Source organism: Chryseobacterium indologenes (assembly GCF_018362995.1).
GTDB lineage: Bacteria > Bacteroidota > Bacteroidia > Flavobacteriales > Weeksellaceae > Chryseobacterium > Chryseobacterium indologenes_G.
Genome location: NZ_CP074372.1, coordinates 3,456,688 through 3,474,249 on the forward strand (window position 1 = coordinate 3,456,688; position 17,562 = coordinate 3,474,249).

19 protein-coding genes are annotated in these 17,562 nt (G+C 36.8%); 7 read left to right on the forward strand and 12 right to left on the reverse strand.

The features are described 5' to 3' along the window. The first annotated feature begins 41 nt into the window (after nucleotides 1–41). The gene (locus DYR29_RS15685) at nucleotides 42–443 is read left to right on the forward strand and encodes a DUF2809 domain-containing protein (RefSeq protein WP_213277597.1); all 402 of its coding nucleotides are present in this window, start codon (nucleotides 42–44) and stop codon (nucleotides 441–443) included. Between the two features lie 24 nt (nucleotides 444–467). Here the strand turns inward: DYR29_RS15685 and DYR29_RS15690 are convergent, their stop codons facing one another. Genes DYR29_RS15690 through DYR29_RS15710 form a run of 5 tightly spaced genes read right to left on the reverse strand, consistent with a single transcriptional unit; the run spans nucleotide 468 to nucleotide 4,995 of the window. After that, nucleotides 468–1,388 (reverse strand): YARHG domain-containing protein, encoded by a 921-nt coding sequence (locus DYR29_RS15690; protein WP_213277598.1) that lies wholly within the window; start codon nucleotides 1,386–1,388, stop codon nucleotides 468–470. Further along, complete coding sequence (locus DYR29_RS15695) at nucleotides 1,385–2,023, reverse strand: DUF2306 domain-containing protein (protein WP_213277599.1); 639 nt, start codon at nucleotides 2,021–2,023, stop codon at nucleotides 1,385–1,387. Before DYR29_RS15695 ends, DYR29_RS15690 begins: the two co-directional genes overlap by 4 nt. A gap of 5 nt (nucleotides 2,024–2,028) precedes the next feature. Beyond that, nucleotides 2,029–2,442 (reverse strand): hypothetical protein, encoded by a 414-nt coding sequence (locus DYR29_RS15700; RefSeq protein ID WP_213277600.1) that lies wholly within the window; start codon nucleotides 2,440–2,442, stop codon nucleotides 2,029–2,031. Between the two features lie 17 nt (nucleotides 2,443–2,459). Beyond that, the gene (locus DYR29_RS15705; RefSeq protein WP_213277601.1) at nucleotides 2,460–3,761 is read right to left on the reverse strand and encodes an alpha/beta fold hydrolase; all 1,302 of its coding nucleotides are present in this window, start codon (nucleotides 3,759–3,761) and stop codon (nucleotides 2,460–2,462) included. 31 nt (nucleotides 3,762–3,792) lie between these two features. Continuing rightward, nucleotides 3,793–4,995: an NAD(P)/FAD-dependent oxidoreductase gene (locus DYR29_RS15710; protein WP_213277602.1), complete on the reverse strand. Its 1,203-nt coding sequence runs from the start codon at nucleotides 4,993–4,995 to the stop codon at nucleotides 3,793–3,795. Between the two features lie 114 nt (nucleotides 4,996–5,109). On the opposite strand from DYR29_RS15710, the gene DYR29_RS15715 reads away from it, so the two are divergent. The 5 genes from DYR29_RS15715 (at nucleotide 5,110) to DYR29_RS15735 (ending at nucleotide 10,064) form a co-directional block, all read left to right on the forward strand. Continuing rightward, nucleotides 5,110–5,604 (forward strand): acyl-CoA thioesterase, encoded by a 495-nt coding sequence (locus DYR29_RS15715; protein ID WP_047422103.1) that lies wholly within the window; start codon nucleotides 5,110–5,112, stop codon nucleotides 5,602–5,604. 91 nt (nucleotides 5,605–5,695) lie between these two features. Then, nucleotides 5,696–6,748 (forward strand): thiamine-phosphate kinase, encoded by a 1,053-nt coding sequence (gene thiL / locus DYR29_RS15720; protein WP_213277603.1) that lies wholly within the window; start codon nucleotides 5,696–5,698, stop codon nucleotides 6,746–6,748. Between the two features lie 98 nt (nucleotides 6,749–6,846). Further along, complete coding sequence (locus tag DYR29_RS15725; RefSeq protein WP_213277604.1) at nucleotides 6,847–7,668, forward strand: helix-turn-helix domain-containing protein; 822 nt, start codon at nucleotides 6,847–6,849, stop codon at nucleotides 7,666–7,668. 166 nt (nucleotides 7,669–7,834) lie between these two features. Beyond that, nucleotides 7,835–9,070: a multidrug effflux MFS transporter gene (locus tag DYR29_RS15730; RefSeq protein ID WP_213277605.1), complete on the forward strand. Its 1,236-nt coding sequence runs from the start codon at nucleotides 7,835–7,837 to the stop codon at nucleotides 9,068–9,070. An 85-nt stretch (nucleotides 9,071–9,155) separates the two neighbouring features. Further along, on the forward strand, nucleotides 9,156–10,064 hold the full coding sequence (locus DYR29_RS15735) for a DUF6268 family outer membrane beta-barrel protein (protein ID WP_213277606.1): 909 nt from the start codon (nucleotides 9,156–9,158) through the stop codon (nucleotides 10,062–10,064). 63 nt (nucleotides 10,065–10,127) lie between these two features. Here the strand turns inward: DYR29_RS15735 and DYR29_RS15740 are convergent, their stop codons facing one another. The 7 genes from DYR29_RS15740 to pepT form a co-directional block, all read right to left on the reverse strand. Then, complete coding sequence (locus DYR29_RS15740; protein WP_213277607.1) at nucleotides 10,128–10,862, reverse strand: LytR/AlgR family response regulator transcription factor; 735 nt, start codon at nucleotides 10,860–10,862, stop codon at nucleotides 10,128–10,130. Further along, the gene (locus DYR29_RS15745) at nucleotides 10,852–11,913 is read right to left on the reverse strand and encodes a sensor histidine kinase (RefSeq protein WP_213277608.1); all 1,062 of its coding nucleotides are present in this window, start codon (nucleotides 11,911–11,913) and stop codon (nucleotides 10,852–10,854) included. Before DYR29_RS15745 ends, DYR29_RS15740 begins: the two co-directional genes overlap by 11 nt. A gap of 80 nt (nucleotides 11,914–11,993) precedes the next feature. Continuing rightward, the gene (locus tag DYR29_RS15750; RefSeq protein ID WP_213277609.1) at nucleotides 11,994–12,587 is read right to left on the reverse strand and encodes a porin family protein; all 594 of its coding nucleotides are present in this window, start codon (nucleotides 12,585–12,587) and stop codon (nucleotides 11,994–11,996) included. Between the two features lie 151 nt (nucleotides 12,588–12,738). After that, on the reverse strand, nucleotides 12,739–12,972 hold the full coding sequence (locus tag DYR29_RS15755; RefSeq protein ID WP_213277610.1) for a hypothetical protein: 234 nt from the start codon (nucleotides 12,970–12,972) through the stop codon (nucleotides 12,739–12,741). A gap of 166 nt (nucleotides 12,973–13,138) precedes the next feature. Beyond that, a complete protein-coding gene (locus DYR29_RS15760) occupies nucleotides 13,139–14,446 on the reverse strand; it encodes a hypothetical protein (protein WP_213277611.1) in 1,308 nt (435 codons plus the stop codon). Between the two features lie 153 nt (nucleotides 14,447–14,599). Further along, nucleotides 14,600–15,166, reverse strand: a complete 567-nt coding sequence (locus DYR29_RS15765) for a hypothetical protein (RefSeq protein WP_213277612.1) — start codon at nucleotides 15,164–15,166, stop codon at nucleotides 14,600–14,602. A 6-nt stretch (nucleotides 15,167–15,172) separates the two neighbouring features. Beyond that, nucleotides 15,173–16,420 carry a peptidase T gene (gene pepT / locus DYR29_RS15770; protein ID WP_213277613.1) on the reverse strand — a complete coding sequence of 416 codons (1,248 nt, stop codon included), beginning with the start codon at nucleotides 16,418–16,420 and terminating at the stop codon, nucleotides 15,173–15,175. 188 nt (nucleotides 16,421–16,608) lie between these two features. Between pepT and DYR29_RS15775 the strand changes: the two genes are divergently transcribed. Beyond that, entirely contained in the window at nucleotides 16,609–17,457 is an 849-nt protein-coding gene (locus DYR29_RS15775) for a hydroxymethylglutaryl-CoA lyase (RefSeq protein ID WP_213277614.1), read from the forward strand. Nucleotides 17,458–17,562 lie beyond the last annotated feature (105 nt).

The window sequence follows — 17,562 nt, forward strand, 5'->3', positions numbered from 1 at the left end:
TTCCTTGAATACCGATTTTTTATGCCTAATTCCCTTTTGAAATGAAATTGCAATTCAGCCTGAAATATCTTCTTCTAACCGTATTTATTTTTCTGGTGGAAGTATTAATTGCCACCAAATTAAGTGGTGTTTTCTTCGTAAGAGCTTATCTCGGGGATGTTATTGTGGTGATGCTTCTGTATACTTTTGTGAAAAGTTTTGTAAAAGTAAATGACCAGAAACTGATTCTGGGAATTCTTATTTTTTCATTTCTGGTAGAGTTTGCCCAGTATTTCAATATTGCAGAAAAACTAGGCTTCCGTCCTGGAAGCCTGATGTATATTGTTATCGGAAATTCTTTTTCATGGATTGATAATCTTTGCTATGCTGTAGGCTGTCTGCTGCTTTATCTTTTCGTAAAGATGGCAAAAAGTGAAAGCTTAACCTCAACCCCTAATCCCTAACCCCTGCAACCTAATCCCTACTGTTTATCTTCCAAAACTATCGTACTTATCCTCTGCATACTTGGTAAAGCGGTTCAATAAAGCAACATTTTCCTTTTCCATAGGAGAAAGATCATTGTCTACATTGCTGGAAACAGGAATGTACCAGTCTGTTTGCTCAAAGAAATTTCTGTAGGTTTCTTTTTTGAAAGAATAGCCATGTCTTGCAAATACGGAATTTTTGATGATCTCAAGATCAAGTTTTCTTAAGTTTTTAAGATCCTTTTCTGTCAGTTTCTGTTTGGAGGCATTCAGTTTGAAAATTGCTTCTGAAGCGATACGGTTTTTAGATGTTTTATAGCTTTCTGTCTTTCCGGTTTCTTCATCCGTGTACTTTTCTGTAAACTCCTTAGGATTGGACCAGTCTACCAGATCAGAATCTTTATTCAACATAAAATTAGGATTGTAAACAAACTCTTTTTTAGTCAGTTTAAGTGTTTTTGAAGGGGCTTTAACGCTTGTTTTATCAAAGGCGTTCCACTTTCCGGTTAGGCTGTCTCCTTTCAGTTTTACTTCAAATCTCCCGTCTGTTTTGTCATTGCCAGGTTCATCCAGTATAAAAGACGCTGAAGTCTCATTGAAAACTCCTCTGAATGGGCGCTGATTACCATTCACAATACTTTGTCCGTAAACGCTGTCCTTGGTAATTCTGTTGATCTTTAAAGAAATTCTTTTGTAATTATCGACATCATATTCCGAGCCATCTGTCTCGTCAACTACCTTTTCCATTCCGGCAAACTCACCGGTATAAATTCCGTAGTATTCTTTGTGAACTTCAGGAATAACAATAGAATCTTTCTTTGCGGTCAGGGAATCTTTCCCCGATTCATTGGTCTTTCCCTCTTTTTTACAGCTTGCCAAAGAAACTGCCAATAAAGAAATCAATGTGTAATTTACAATTTTCATATATGTTTTTTTGTGATTAAATATTCAATAATAAGGATATTGGGAATCCAGCCCAGCCATGCAATGATCTGATACACATCCATAGGATTGGGATGAAATAAATATACAATAATTACTTTCCACATTCTCAGGGTAATTGCAGACAATGTAAAAGCAAAACTGCGCCACATCCATTGTTTGTGTTCTTTAAACTTTTTGTGTTTCGCCAGCTGATATGCTTTAAAGGTTGAAAACCACCATAAAAAGCCTAAAATGGCAAACGACACCTTTGATAAAATACCTCCGTTGGCAAAGATTCCCATATAAATTCCTGATGGCGCTGCAAAAATCAGAATGAGAAAAATATACACTTTTCCCATATTACGATGGAAGTTTTTTAATCCAAAATTCCGTCTGAGAATGGCCAGAAACCCTGAAAGGAGAACAAAAATACTCGTATAAACGTGAGTATAGAAAAATGTAAGGTATTCAGGCCTTTCTACTACTTCCGTCTGCTTAATCATCAGGAAACTGACTTCAGGATTAAAAGGAATATACTCTAAAGTAATTTTTAACATCAGCCAAAAGAAATATCCAAATCCCAGGATAAGAAGGATTTTAAAAAGGGAAGATGTATTTCTTTTAACGGATAACATTTTGATTATTCAAAATTGATGGAGAAAGGGACGGTAAACCAAATCAATGCAGGGTGCCCTTTGTACTCTCCGGGAGTCCATTTGGTTTTCATAGATTTCATCGCTCTTTCCACTTCATGATTAAGAGATTCATTTTCTCCTGTTACAATAATAGTTTCTATTGCACCTTTAGCATTCACTGAGAATTTTGCATTGGAACGGGCTTTACCTTTTGGCCCTTTTATCCGGTTAGAATTAATTTTTTGAGTTACATCCCTCATGAATGCGGAAATTCCACCAGGATATTCTGCCTGTTTACTTTGTTCAGATGTATATTCATCTCTGGAATGATCTTCGGTAAGTTGTGTTTTGGCTTCCTGTGTCTGAGCAAAGGCGAACCCACATCCAAGGCATAAAATCAATGTTAATATTTTTTTCATGATTACAGGTATTCAGTTTATTTATTTTCAAAGAAATCGATGACCAGTTCATTGAACAGCTCTGGTTTTTCTTCAGGAACATAATGACTTGCATTTGGAATAATCGCTAATTGTCCTTTGGGGATAGATTCTGCGATTTTTACTGTATGTTCTGTTTTTATAAGATCATTATCACCGGCAATGATCAATGATGGGCACTGAATTTTATTCAGGTCTTCATACTTCCATTGAGGATACTTCAAATCCAGATTGAGAAGATCAATAAAGATATCATTTTTATGGTCTTTATTCTCTTTAGTAAGGTTCACGAGCATTTCTTTCATGGATTTTAGATCATTATCTTTGACTCCTTCCGGAAATATATTGGCTCCTGAGCATGCTATTTTATCTACCATCTCCGGATATTTCATTGCCATAGACAGCGCGAGAATTCCTCCGTCACTCCAGCCCAAAATTTTTGTTTTTTTGATGTTCAGCTTCTCTAAAAACTGCTTAAGATCCTCTGTCTGAATATCAAAAGTAAGTTCTTTCGTTTTGTCATACGTAGATCTTCCCCGTTCACGGCAATCAACAATGATCACTTTATATTTTTTAGCAAATGTATCTTTTTGGTTCATAAAGGCACTGATGGATTGGCCATTGCCATGAAGCATAAGAACCGGCTCACCTTCTCCATAGACTTCATAGTATAATTTGATACCATTAACATCCATAAATTTTCCCTCCGGCATTGCTCCGATAATACCGCGACCTTTGATCAACAAAGATTTGTTGCCACTGAATGGTTTGTAATCTGAAGTTGCAATTGTAAAATGTTTTACGTGCTTTATTTTCTGAGAACGGATTCCTTCAAACCAACCATTTGAAGATGCAATCTCTTTTTCAAAACCTGAGTTTTCCAGCGGAATTTCAGTCCATTTTTTTGATTTTCCATCATTGACTTCCAGCTTAAAATCGTCAAAATAAAAATCCCCGTTGCTTTGTGCAAAAGCTCCGATATTCATGGTCTTCGCAGATGGACTGATGGTTCCTTTTATTTCGTAGGTTTTCCATTCATGGGTTACCTGGATTCCATAATATTGATTTTCAAAGAAACTGGTAGACTCATCTTTATTATCTATTCTGCACCATAACCCACAATTGGAACCATTATCCTCATTATCTTTTCTGATTTTTGCCGTTATACGGAAGTTCCAGTTAGGTTTATTCTCTATATTGACGGCCTGTGTAAGTGAAGTCCAGTCAGAGACAATCGTTTTTTCCTGGCTGTATCCTAAACAGAACAAGAGTAGAAGAAAGAAACCGAATTTTTTTTTCATGTATTTAGTTTTTATTAAAAGTAATATTTTTTTATAAACTATTGATATCCTGTGCAATCAGCCATCCCTCACTCCAGCATGCCTGGAAATTGAATCCTCCGGTCACGGCGTCAATATTCAAAACCTCTCCGGCGATATAGAAATTAGGAAGCAGTTTTGAAGACATGTTTTTAAAGTTAATTTCCTTTAAATCAACACCTCCGGCTGTCACAAATTCATCTTTAAAAGTTGATTTTCCGGTCACCTGGAACTTCTTTTTGCAAAGATTTTCTAATATTTTCTGCATTTCTTTTCCGGAAATATTAGCTACCTGTTTGTTGAGGTCAACTTTTGAAATATCTAAAATCTTCTGCCAGAATCTGTTGGTAATATCAAAGATCTTAGACTGCCCGATAGTTTTCTTAGGATTACTTTGTTTAAAATGATGGAAGATTTCTTCCGCTTCGTCCATTTCTATGGAGATAAAATTAACCTCAATTTCAAAGTTATATTTAAGTTTTGCCAGACTTATGGCTTCCCAGGCAGAAATTTTCAGAACAGCAGGCCCGGAAAGTCCCCAATGGGTAATAAGTAAAGGGCCGCTTTCTTCAGTTTTGAGTTTAGGAATAGAAATTCCTGCATTTTCAAAGCTTGTTCCCGGAAGATCTTTCAGCAATTCATCTTTAATGTTAAAGGTAAAAAGGGAAGGAACAAGGTCTACAATCTTATGTCCCAGATTTTCAACCATTTTTAAAGATTTTGGAGAGCTTCCGGTGGTATATACGATATAATCAGCCTCAAAATCCCCTGAATTGGTTTTTACGAGATATTTTTCATCCTGCTTTTCAATCTCTTTTACTGTACATTTTGTTTTTATAGAGACATTTTTCTTTTGCGCTTCATTCAGAAAAGTATTGATGATCGTCTGGGAAGAGTTACTTTCAGGGAAAGTTCTGTTATCATTTTCAATTTTCAACGGAACATTACGCTGGTCAAACCATTCCATGGTGTCCCCAGGCTGAAATTTGCTGAAAACACTCAGCAGTTCCTTATTTCCACGAGGATAAAACTGAACAAGCTCTCTTGGATCAAAACATGCATGAGTCACATTACAGCGTCCGCCTCCGGAAATTTTAACTTTCTGAAGGACATCTGAGTTCTGTTCTAAAATTGTAATTGTATATTTCTTTTCGTCAAGATTGGATGCACAGAAAAAGCCTGCAGCACCGCCTCCGATAATAATGATCTGTTTCATGTATATGTAATCCTATGCGGAAGATTATTTTTTCAAAAGTACAATTTTTATAAACCATCTTATTTGAGTATTTTTGAAGATTATTATTTTATAATACCCAAAAACGATTTTCAAATGATTTTCTACCATAAATTTGAAGTGCGATGGAGCGATCTTGATGCTAATAAGCACTTAGCCAATTCATCATATGTACAATATTGTGCGCAAGCCAGAATGGCTTTTATGACTAAAGAGAAAATGGGAGTAACCCAGCTAAGCAGATGGGGAATTGGTCCTGTAATCCTGCACGAAAGATATTCTTTCTTCAAAGAAATATACGCAGATCAGATAGTTATTGTAAGTGTGGAAATAGACGGATGTGCTGAAGATTCTTCTATCTACCGCTTCGTACACAAATTCTATACACCGGATGGTATGCACTGCGCCACTGCAGAAGCTACAGGAGTATGGATTGATATGATGCTTAGAAAAATGACCACTCCGCCGGATGATGTAGTGGAAGCAATGAATAAGTATAAAAGCCCGGAAACTGTTGTATTATCGAAAGAAGATTTCAAAAAATTTCCTTTCCACCCACACAATATCGACCCGGCAGAAATTAATATATAAATGATGAATGATAATTGTTCAAAGATGTTGATGAATTACATTCTTGATGGATCAATTATCATTTATCAACGATCACTTATAAACAGAAATTATGTTTGAAGATAAATCACAGGAGCTGACGCCCATTTCAAAATTAGGAGAGTTCGGTCTTATTAAACATTTGACAGAGTATTTTCCGCTATCCAATGAATCTTCGGAGCTTGGAGTAGGAGATGATGCCGCAGTTATCAATCCTGATAACAAAAAAGTAGTTCTTACCACAGACGTACTGGCGGAAGGAGTACACTTCAATCTTGGGTATGTACCATTGAAGCACTTAGGATATAAAGCGGTAGTAGTTAACCTTAGTGATATTGCAGCCATGAATGCAACTCCTACACAGATATTGGTATCCCTTGCCGTTTCTAACCGTTTTCCGGTAGAAGCTTTAGAAGAAATCTATTCCGGAATTCAGGCTGCTTGTGGAAGATACAAAGTTGATCTGATTGGAGGAGATACTACAAGTTCCAATTCAGGGCTGGTAATGAGCATTACCGCTGTAGGAATTGAAAATGAAGAAAATATCGTAAAAAGAAGTGGAGCAAAACCTAATGATCTTCTTGTGGTAACCGGAGATTTGGGTGGTGCTTACATGGGATTACAGATTCTGGAAAGAGAACATGCTGTATATCTTGCAGATCCGAATATGCAGCCGGAAATGGAAGGTTACGACTATATCCTGGAAAGACAATTGAAGCCTGAAGCAAGAACAGACGTGAAGGCGATTCTGGAAGAACTGGATATAAAGCCAACTTCTATGATCGATATTTCAGACGGTCTGGCTTCAGAAATCCTTCACCTTTCAGATCAGTCAAAAGTAGGATTCAGATTGTATGAAGAAAAAGTACCATTGGATAATCTTACGATTTCTACCGCGGATGAAATGAATTTGAATCCGGTAATGACTGCTTTAAGCGGTGGTGAAGATTATGAACTTCTGTTCACGATCTCGCCAGATGATTTTGATAAAATTAAAAATCACCCGGATTTTACCATTATAGGACATGCTGTAGAAAAAGAAGATGGAAACTTTATGGTAGCAAGAGGATCTAACCAGCTGGTAGCATTGACTGCCCAAGGTTGGGATGCCTTTTTAAATAAATAAAACTGAAAAATTATATTTAATTTTAAATATTGTAAGAAAACCGCAGCACTTTTTTTGCTGTGGTTTTTATTTATAGTTAATTACTTTATCATACAGTAATGATTACACCAGAAAAAGAAATCCCGGTTCATCATCTCACTTCTGAAGAATTTCAGATGAGCACTTTGAGTGCAGCAGGCCCTGAGAATTTTCATGATGTTCACCGGCATAATTTTTTTGAAATCATCTGGTTCAGGAGCGTGTATGAAAACAGCCGTTTAGAACTGGATTTTGAAAGCTATCAGCTTGAGAATAATCAGATCTGTATCATTGCACCGGGACAGGCATTCAATATGAAGCTGGAAGGTGAAGAGGGATATGCAATGGCCATAAGCAGGGAAATTTTCAATGAGGCCTGTGATATAGAATCTGTACTTACAGGAGGTGAGCTTCCCTTTTTTTTAAATCCGGAAAATGAAAAGATCTGCAGTACCCTTATATCACTGATTGAGCAGGAATATAAAGCTGCATCAAGGACGGAACTCTTAAAGACATATCTGAAAGCATTCTGTATCATCATCGGAGAGCAAATTCATCCCCAGGAACCTTTATTGAATGACCGTCAACGCATTCAGGAACTGGTGGGGCTTATTGAGAGGCATTATATAATGCACAGAGAAACAGGTTTCTACGCTGGTCAATTAAAGATAAGTACGCACCACCTTAATGATATTGTGCGCCTTTTGAGAGGAACAACAGTCAAAAAAATGATTTCCCAGCGTCTTATCCTGGAAGCCAAAAGAGAACTTAGCTTTGGCGCTCTTACGGTGAAGGAAATTGCTTTTAAACTCGGTTTTAATGATGCTTCATATTTTTCAAGGTTTTTCAAGAAACATACTCATCAAAATCCTGACAGCTTTAAGAATAATGAAAAAAGATAATCCTCAATATTTACTATATTGATTGTCTTAAATTAATATTTTTCATTTACTTTTTCATTTAAATCTTCAGTTTGTCCTATACTTCCTTCAGTTCTTTTATTGAAATATGACGCTTTTTAAAGCAACTTTGCAGCTGAAAAACCGCCTGTGAAGGCTTATATTATTTATGAAGAAGAATTTGAATATTGTAGTGTTTATTTTGGCACTGCTCAACACCTTGGAGTCACTAAGTATAGATCTTTATCTTCCCGCTTTCCCAAGTATGGCTAAAATTTTTAATACCGATATCGGGCATATTCAGATATCCATCTCGGTGTTCTTTGCCGGGTTTGCCTTCGGACAATTGCTATGGGGACCTTTATCCGATAAAAAAGGACGAAAACCCATGCTGTATTGTGGGCTTTTACTTTTTATTATAGGAGCAACGGCTATCTATTTTACCTCAGATATTTATGTGTTATGGGCAATGCGTTTTCTGCAGGCGTTCGGAGGAAGTGCCGGAATTGTTATCGGCAGGGCAATTATTATTGATCTTTATGATAAACAGAAATCGGTAACCATATTTTCCCAGCAGTCTCAGATCAGTGGAATTGCTCCTATTGTAGCTCCGTTACTGGGAAGTGTTTTCCTTAAATTCTGGGGCTGGAACAGCTCTTTTGCCTTTTTATGCATCATGGGACTCATCACGGTTTTCATGGTATACAAATATGTACCGGAAACCAATAGCAGAATCAATCTTCCTGACGAAGAACTGATAAATGAAAAAGGATTAAAAGATCAGCTGAAAATGATCATTTCCAACAAAGATTTTATCAACAGTACCATGGTAGGAAGTATTGCGTTTGCATCCCTTATTATTTACATTTCAAATGCACCGTTTTTATTTATGGAGATCCATGGGTTTTCGAGCAGTACATTCAGTTTTATTTTTGCTTTTAACTCATTAGCATTGATCACAGCTGCCTATATTACTCCTAAGCTGATCAAAAGAATAAGTAATTCAGCACTGTTATTTACGGCTACTATTGTATTACTGGTGGTATGTTCTCTTCATATTCTGGTTGCTGCTGAAAACGTTTCCGTAGCCCTGGAAATTGCAATGCTGTATCTGTCATTGCTGGCTATCGGTATTTTGTTCCCAATTACCTCCGCCCATGCACTTTCTCCGTTTAAAGAAGGAAGAGGTACAGCGGCAGCATTACTGGGGTTTATGCAGCTGATGGTTACATTTTTAATGTCAGCATTACTGGGATTTTTAGAAGCAGATTCTATCATTCCAATGGTGGTAACACGTTCTGCAATGGCATTGATTGCCGTTTGGTTCGGGTATCGTATTTTTAAAACTCAAAAAAAAGAAAGTGTAAATACCAGTTCTAATCCGGAAACTCATCCTCTTATTTGATCCTGTTGTCATACAATCCAGACACTTAATCAAGTAATTTTTGTGAAAAATTACCAAAGGGTTCTCTTTGCATAAAATTTAAAATATGAAAAGAACCCTTTCGACGGTATTATGCTGTTTATTGCCATTAGGATATTGGGTAAGTGCACAATCCGGAATCTCTGCAGAACTGAAGACAGAATATATTCCGGGCTCCAACTACATCCGCCCTGAAGACAGTACAAAGACGAATTCCAAAAGTGATTTTAAAAGAATAGATCTTAACCTCAGTATTCCGCTATCTGTAAAAAAAGATACCGACGGAAAAGTAAGGTCGTGGTCTATGCTGTTGAGCGGATCTTATGCAAAGATGACCCATAAAAATTATGAAACCCGATTATTTCCGGATGAGATGCTGAATGCGCAGGTGGGAATACAACATATGAGACCTTTGGGAAAAAAGTGGAGTATGATGATGACGGCATCCGTGGGAGTGTATACAGACCTTGAAAAAGTCAGTTTTGATGATGTGCTGGGGCAGGGAGGAATTTTGTTTATCAGACACTTTAACCCTAATCTTTCATTGGGAGGAGGGCCGGTGCTTACCACGGCTTTTGGAGTTCCTATGATTTTACCATGGATTTATTTTGATTGGAAAACCAACGGAAAAATTAAATTCAACATCAATTTCCCGCAAGGAATGGAAGCCGGGTATCTGTTTTCAGACAAATTTGCTTTAAAAGCTGTTGTAGATCTTAACGGGATGACAGCAGAGAGAAATGTAGGCGGAAAATCTATGCTGCTAGGTTATCAGCAGATCACTGCAGGACTCAGACCTGAATTGAAAATCAATGATAAACTTACGTTACGTGTAACAGGTGGAACGGCAATACTGAGAAGTTTCAGCGAAAATGACAGGAAAATCAGCAGCATTTTCAAAGACAAAAAAATAGCAGATCCAAGATTTGCAAGTACATTCTACGCTGCAGTGTCACTGCGCTGGAATCTGCCATAAATACTAAAAAGGAAGGCGTATAATATTTTTATACGCCTTCCTTTTTTATGATAAGTTATTTATTTACTTGCTGATCAGTTTCTTATACACTACCTGATTAAGCAATTCTTCTTTTCGGGTACGGGAAATAGGAAGCTCAGTTTTATTAATGAAAAGCCGTCCTCCGGAGATCATATCGATATGGGTGATATTGATGAGGTAAGATTTGTGAATCCTGAAAAAATGATCTGAAGGAAGGGATTCTTCAATCGCTTTCATCGTCTGATGAATAACCAGTGACTTGTCTTTAAAATGAAGTTTGGTATAATTCTGCATACTTTCAATGTACAGAATATCTACCCAGGAAACCTTAATAAAGGAGTCAGACTGCCTTACATACAGAAATGGATCATCCAGAGGAGAATTCTTTTTTAATTTTTCTCTGATGATAAACTGTTGCTGAGCCTTGTTTACCGCCTGATAAAAACGGTTAAAAGCAATGGGTTTTAAAAGATAATCAACAACCTGCAGACGGAATCCCTCCAAAGCGTATTCAGAATACGCTGTGGTAAGAATACACGAAGGCGGATTTTCCAGCTGTTCCAGAAATTCCAGACCGGTAAGATAAGGCATGTTGATATCCAGGAAAAGAAGATCTATTTCGCTTTCCTTTACTTTGGCATCTGCTTCCAGTGCGGTGGCACAGGTTCCTTCAACCGATAAAAAATCAATTTGACCAGCCAGTTCTTTAAGATGGAATCTTGCAAGAGGTTCATCATCTATAATCAGGCATTTCATTTTAGGAATATTAGAGCTCATGATGGTCAGATAGCGTTAGTAGTAAAGTTATTTTAAAAATATGATGATCCGTTTCAATTTTCAGATCGTGAGAGTCAGGATATTGCAGCTTTAAACGTTTTTTTACATTTTGAAGGCCAATTCCGCCAACTCCTTCTTTCTTTTTATGGGTTGCCATATCTGAATAGGAATTTTCAACATAGAAATAGAGGTTGTTGTCTTTTTCTTTACAGGAAATTTTCACATATCCCTTATGGCCGGGTAGCCTGCATACATACTTAAAGGCATTTTCAATAAAAGGAACCAGAAGCAAAGGAGCTATAAAAGCTTTTCTGTTATCCATTTCCCATGAAGCCTTTACATCCAGTTCATTTCCCCATCTCAATTTTTCTACCTCAACAAGATTCTGAAGGTATTCAATATCTTTATCCAAAGGTACCAGTGGCTGATTACAATGATACAGCTGATACCGGAGAATATCCGAAAACTTCATCAGTAAAAAGTCTGCAAGCTGTGTATCCGTTTTCATCAGAATATGAATATGATTCAGAATATTGAATACAACATGAGGGTTGATCTGATCCTGTAAAAGTTTAAGCTGGTTTTCCAGATGCGCCTGTTGGAGAAGAATGTGATCACGCTCTATCCTTCCGTGTTCCTTATAAAATTTTATACCACACGCTACTCCGGTGATAAGAAATGAGGCTGGTAAAGACATGTAGAAGCCTTGCCATAAAATAGGCAGCTGATCCGAAAAACTCAGTGGAAGATGATTTTTTGGAGTGACTTCAAGATAAGTAAAAATAACAGCGAAGATCAGGCCCAATATGAGAATAACAATTACTACCTGTATCAAAAACTGTTTCATCTTTTTTTCCCGCAGGGCTTTCGGAAGAAACTTATTGGTTAAAGAATGGGTGAATGTAAAAGAAGAAACTGCAATTATAACAGCTTGAATCATAGCAAGGTATTTATCTGTAGTGATCTGGAGATTACACCATAATACGATAGCAAGAGCAAGCCAGAAAATAAAAGTAAATATGTATTCTTTGAAAACAAAAGATTTTGTCATGGAATAGGAAATAATTTGATAAAAAAAATTAGAAACTGCAGGGAAAACAGTTTCTAATGGGTAAAGATAATTTAAGTTTTTTAGAACAGGAAATAACCTATTCCGAGGGAAAAACTGTGGGGTTTGGACTTAAAGTCTTTACTGATGCCTGAAAGACCGGTTTCATACCTAAGATCTGCCGTGAAATTCTTATAATCTACTCCAACACCTCCCGTAATGCCAATATTGGATTTGTCAAAATTTTTAAATCCCTCCTGAAAAGCCTGAGAAGTAGATACTTTATTGTTAAAGGCGTAGCTGTAAACACCTCCGGCAAATACTCTTACATTAAAATCATCTGCTTTAATCAGTTTATATCCTACCACCACAGGAATATCAATAGCGTTCCATGAAAGTTTTGAAGAGCTTCCGTCTTGGGATGTGTATAATGTCTTTCTTTTGTTGAACAGAGCTTCTCCTTGTAGATATAGCTTTCCGAGATCTACTCTTGTCATTACTCCTGCCTGATAGCCGAGTCCATATTTCCCTTCCAAAGAAGATTCCGTTGAGGTTTTTGTAAAGTTTGCCCCTCCCTTGACCCCAATGTGAAAAGCCGGAGCTTGTTGTGCTTTTGTTTCTATACCGTAAAAAATACATAATAACAATGTACTTAGAGCGAAAAATTGCTGCTTCATAATTAATTGTGTTAAAAAATATGTTGCAAAACAACATTGATGAAGCACAGTATGAAATTTTATTTGATGAATGGCAGAGATGTTTGGACCAAGACCCATTTCCGGATGAAAATAAAAAACCGGAAGTATTACTACTCCCGATTTCTGTTTATTAATAAGGCTGCTCTTCACAAATGGAAGGAGGATTGCATCCGCCGCCGCCGGGATTTCCGCCACCGCCTACAGCGATGCATTGTCCGGGATTTCCGTCTTCATACATTTCGCATGCATATCCCCAGGCACATTGGCAGTCGTCCTGACAATTATAAGAGTTGCCTCCCATATGACAGCCATCTATTCCGCTGCCCAGAATTGCAGATAAGTCCTTTCTCAAAAGTTTTTTCATTGTTTTCATGATTAATTTGGTGTTAAATGTTATTGTTTAAAATTGTACATCCTTGTAAATATAATAAAATTGTCTTAATGAATTGGAAATGAATTGTATGCAGATACATTATATGAAGAAAGCCACTACAAGAGCGGCTTTCTTATGATAGATAGAAAGTTTTGTTTTAGAAACTGAAATTCTTTTGATACAGCATATATTCTTTTTTGAAAAGAGGAATGGTACCTTCATATCTGAGAGGAGCTATTCCGAAACCATAAAACATATCAGCCTGAATTTTACCTTTTACAGAAATAACACCTTTTCTTTCAGGAATAAATGTCAATCCTAAGGACGAAAGGGCAGAAGCTCTTCCTCTTAATCCGGAATTGGCAATTGGAATAGAAATAAACATCAGTCCTACAGCTCCTTTTGCTTCTAGGCCTGCTTCAGCAGATAAGTTTCCTTCTGCGCCAGTTATAGCAGGTTCTGATTTCTTTTGAAGATTAATATTAATCTCTGGATTTTTGCTTACAAGGAAGTTAGCATTTCCTTCAAGATCCAGAAGTTGTGCCTGTACCTTTCCTGTAGCCTGTACTCCAAGAAAAGGACCGGCAGAAAGAGTAGGGCTTAAGATCAGTCCTGTAGGTCCTAAAACGATAGGAACAATAGGAATATTCAGATAATCTGTTGTGCTTGCTGTATATCCTAAGCTTCCGACAATACTTGCAGTGCTCTGAAGCTTGATGTCATCCATAATGAGGTTAACATAGAAGTTGGATAAGTGTCCCCATGAGAATGTGATATTATAATCAATTTTTGGTGTAAATCCTCCTTTTACATTTACCGTTGAAGTGCCTGCTGAAGATAATGGGAATGAAAAGGTTTTATTAAAATCAAAACGGTTGAAAGCAATTATTTTCTGGTTTTGAATATTTTTTGCTTCAATAGAAAGTATTTTTTGGTTGATTTGCTCAGAGATCATACCTTCTACAGGGATGTAATTAACCATTCTTCCATCAATATTAACGGGAGCTTTACCGGATGGATCATACACTCCGCTCAGTGTTCCGCTATAGATAAATTCTTCAAGTTTTGCACTGGAAGTTTGCACTTTAAACTGGTTATTCAATTTTGAAACAGCGCTTACTTTTGAAAGAATGGTGTTCACCTGATCGCCTTCTATTTTAGTCCCTACAATTACGGTTCCTACCGAAATACTGTCTGTTTGCGGGGTCATACGGCTAAATGTGATTTCGCCGTCATTATGGGTAGAAATTGCATTGACCGATTCATCATTCAGAATAATAACATTCTTCTGTAAAGTCAGATTTCCCAAAGTCTTCATTTGAACAGACTCTGCGGGTTTTTCAACAGGCTGATCGGCGGGATCATCCTGAGAACAAGACGTTAAAAGAAACAAACAGAAAATAGATAAAAGAAAAGTAAAGTAAAATTTTCTGTTGATTTTGAAGTGGTTAGATTTCATTTTCATATACAGTGATTTTAAGTTTTATCTAAATTAGGTGAATTATTTAATACATACAAAAGAATAATGTTAAATTAGTATCAATAACATAATGAATTCAATGATGTTTTTTTAATATAGAAAAGAAAAACCCGCTATCACTGTAGCGGGTTCTGTATATTATTTTTTAAAAGTCAATGTTAAAGGAACAGAAACATTTGACGAAACTGGTTTTCCTTTGTCTTCTGCGGGTTTCCATTTGCCTTTATCTTTCATACGGTAAAAAGCCGCTTCAATAAATGCATTTACATCTTCATTATTTCCTTTTACATTGGGATCCAGAGCGTTTCCTTTAGAATCAACAACAAAAGTTATTGTTGCTTTGTAGGTATCCGGAGAAAAGTTTAAAAAATCAAGTTCCACAGCTTCATATAATAATTTTTGAAAGCCTGCTTTGCCTTTATCATATTCAGCTTCTTTAGTGACTTTTGCTTTTGAAGGAGGATCTGCAGCGATCATTTTCTGATCTTCAAGAGAAGCTTTATCCAAAGCATCTTTGTAAGCTGCTATTTTATCTTCTGTCAAAAGCCATTCTTTCTTCGTTCTTAAATCATTAGGCTTAGGATATTTGTTATACAGAGCTGTTTTCTTTCTTTCATAGCGTGAATCTGCCCTTTGAAATTCAGAAATCTGGGCACTGCCGAAAATAAAAGTGAAAATGAATGCTGATGCTAAGACCTTTTTCATGATTTATTAAGCTTTTACAATATTAATAATTACTTCAGTTGCTTTTTCCATACTTTCCAAAGCTACATATTCGTAGGGTCCGTGGAAGTTGATTCCCCCTGCGAAAATATTCGGGCATGGAAGTCCCATATAAGAAAGCTGGGCCCCATCTGTTCCCCCTCTGATCGCTTTGATCTTAGGCTCAATACCAGCTTCAGTCATTGCTTTTGCGGCAAGATCTACAATGTGCATTTTACCTTCAAACTGCTGCTTCATATTTCTGTATTGCTCTTTGATCTCCACTTCAGCAGTTCCTTCACCGTGCTTTTGATTGAATTCAGCAATCTTCTCTTCCATGAATTTCTTTCTGGCTTCAAATTTATCTGCATCATGATCACGGATAATGTATTGAAGTTTAGCTTCAGAAATATCTGCCGTGATATCCATTAAGTGGTAGAACCCGTCAAAACCTTTTGTCGTTGAAGGCGTTTCATTAGCCGGAAGCATTTGAGCAAACTCAGCCGCTAAAAGTGCTGCATTGATCATTTTTCCGTAAGCATAACCCGGGTGAACGCTCAATCCGTGGATTTTTACCACAGCTCCTGCCGCATTAAAGTTTTCATACTCCAATTCTCCAACTTCTCCACCGTCCATTGTATAAGCCCATTCTGCGCCAAATTTAGCTACATCAAATTTATGCGCTCCTCTTCCGATCTCTTCATCCGGAGTAAATCCTATTGCAATTCTTCCGTGTTTAATCTCAGGGTGAGCGATAAGATATTCCGCCGCTGTTACAATCTCTGCACAACCCGCTTTATCATCAGCACCAAGAAGCGTATTTCCGTCAGTAGTAATTAAGGTCTGGCCGATATATTTTTTTAAACTTTCAAATCTTGAAGGAGATAATGTGAATCCTGTAGTCTGGTTCAGAAGAAGGTCATTTCCGTCATAATTTTCCCAAACCTGAGGCTTTACATTTTCTCCGCTGAAGTCCGGTGAAGTGTCATAGTGTGAAATAAATCCGATGGTAGGTCTGTCATCATTTTCAAGGTTAGAAGGAACATATCCCATAATATAACCATGCTCATCAATTGAAACATTTTCCAGGCCGATGGTTTTTAGCTCTTCAGTAATATAATTGGCAATATTCCACTGGCGAGGAGTAGAAGGTGTTGTTTCGCTCTCTGCATCGCTGGTTGAATATATTTTTACATAGCTAAGAAAACGGTTCAGTAATTTTTCTTTCCACAATGGGTTGAATTCTATTGTACTCATCAGATAATCATAAATTTTAACAAAGTTAGCAAATTTGATGCTGAGAATACGTTATTTGCGATTTAATATCAGTTATTGAAATTATTAATCAGAGATAAAACTTTGAAAATCAAAATAATGTTAGCTTTGTGTGTACAATATACTAAGTAGTTTAGTTTTATTATATTTGAGAAAATCAAAAAGTAACAATGTTTCTTACCGAATGTCCTAGAGATGCAATGCAGGGATGGGGAGAATTTATCCCTACCGATAAAAAAATAGATTATATCAACTCCTTGATGGATGTTGGCTTTGATGTATTGGATTGTCTGAGTTTTGTTTCCCCTAAAGCAATTCCGCAAATGGCTGACTCTGATGAGGTAGCCAAAAATATTGACAAATCACGCTCCAAAACTAAAGTTTCCGCAATTATTGGCAATTACAGAGGTGCTGAAAAAGCATTGAAGCACCAGTCCGTTGATATTTTGGGTTTTCCGTTCTCGATCTCCGAAACTTTTCAGCATAGAAATACGAATAAAAGTCAGGAAGAAGCTTTTGATGAAATTATTAAAATGCTTGAACTGGTAAAAAACGAAGGAAAACAGCTGAATATCTATTTCTCTATGGCCTTTGGAAACCCATACGGTGAAATGTGGAAGTGGGAAGATGTAGATCAGTGGGCACAAAGATTTTCAGATATAGGAGTGAAAGATATCTTATTGTCAGATACAACAGGTGTGGCAACTCCTGAGACGATTGCTCTTTTGTTTGAAAAAATACCTTCAAAATATCCTGAAATTAACTTCGGTGGGCACTTTCATAACCGTTATGAAGATTCTTATTCAAAATTGAAAGCGGCTTATGATAAAGGCTGCAGAAGATTTGACAGTGCTATTAAAGGTATCGGAGGATGCCCTATGGCTAAAGATGATCTTGTAGGAAATATGCCTACTGAACAGGTGATCAATTTTATGAGTGTTGAAAAAGCAGAACATAAACTGAATCTCCTGAACTTTGAAAGCTCTTACAATAAAGCAAAGGATATTTTTCATTTTTAAGAATAAATCATAAATTTCATTGATCTAGCAACTTAAATAGATCTTAAGATGGTATAAGGTTCAATTTGTCATTCCGTAGGAATCCGGATTATTTTTTTTCAATAA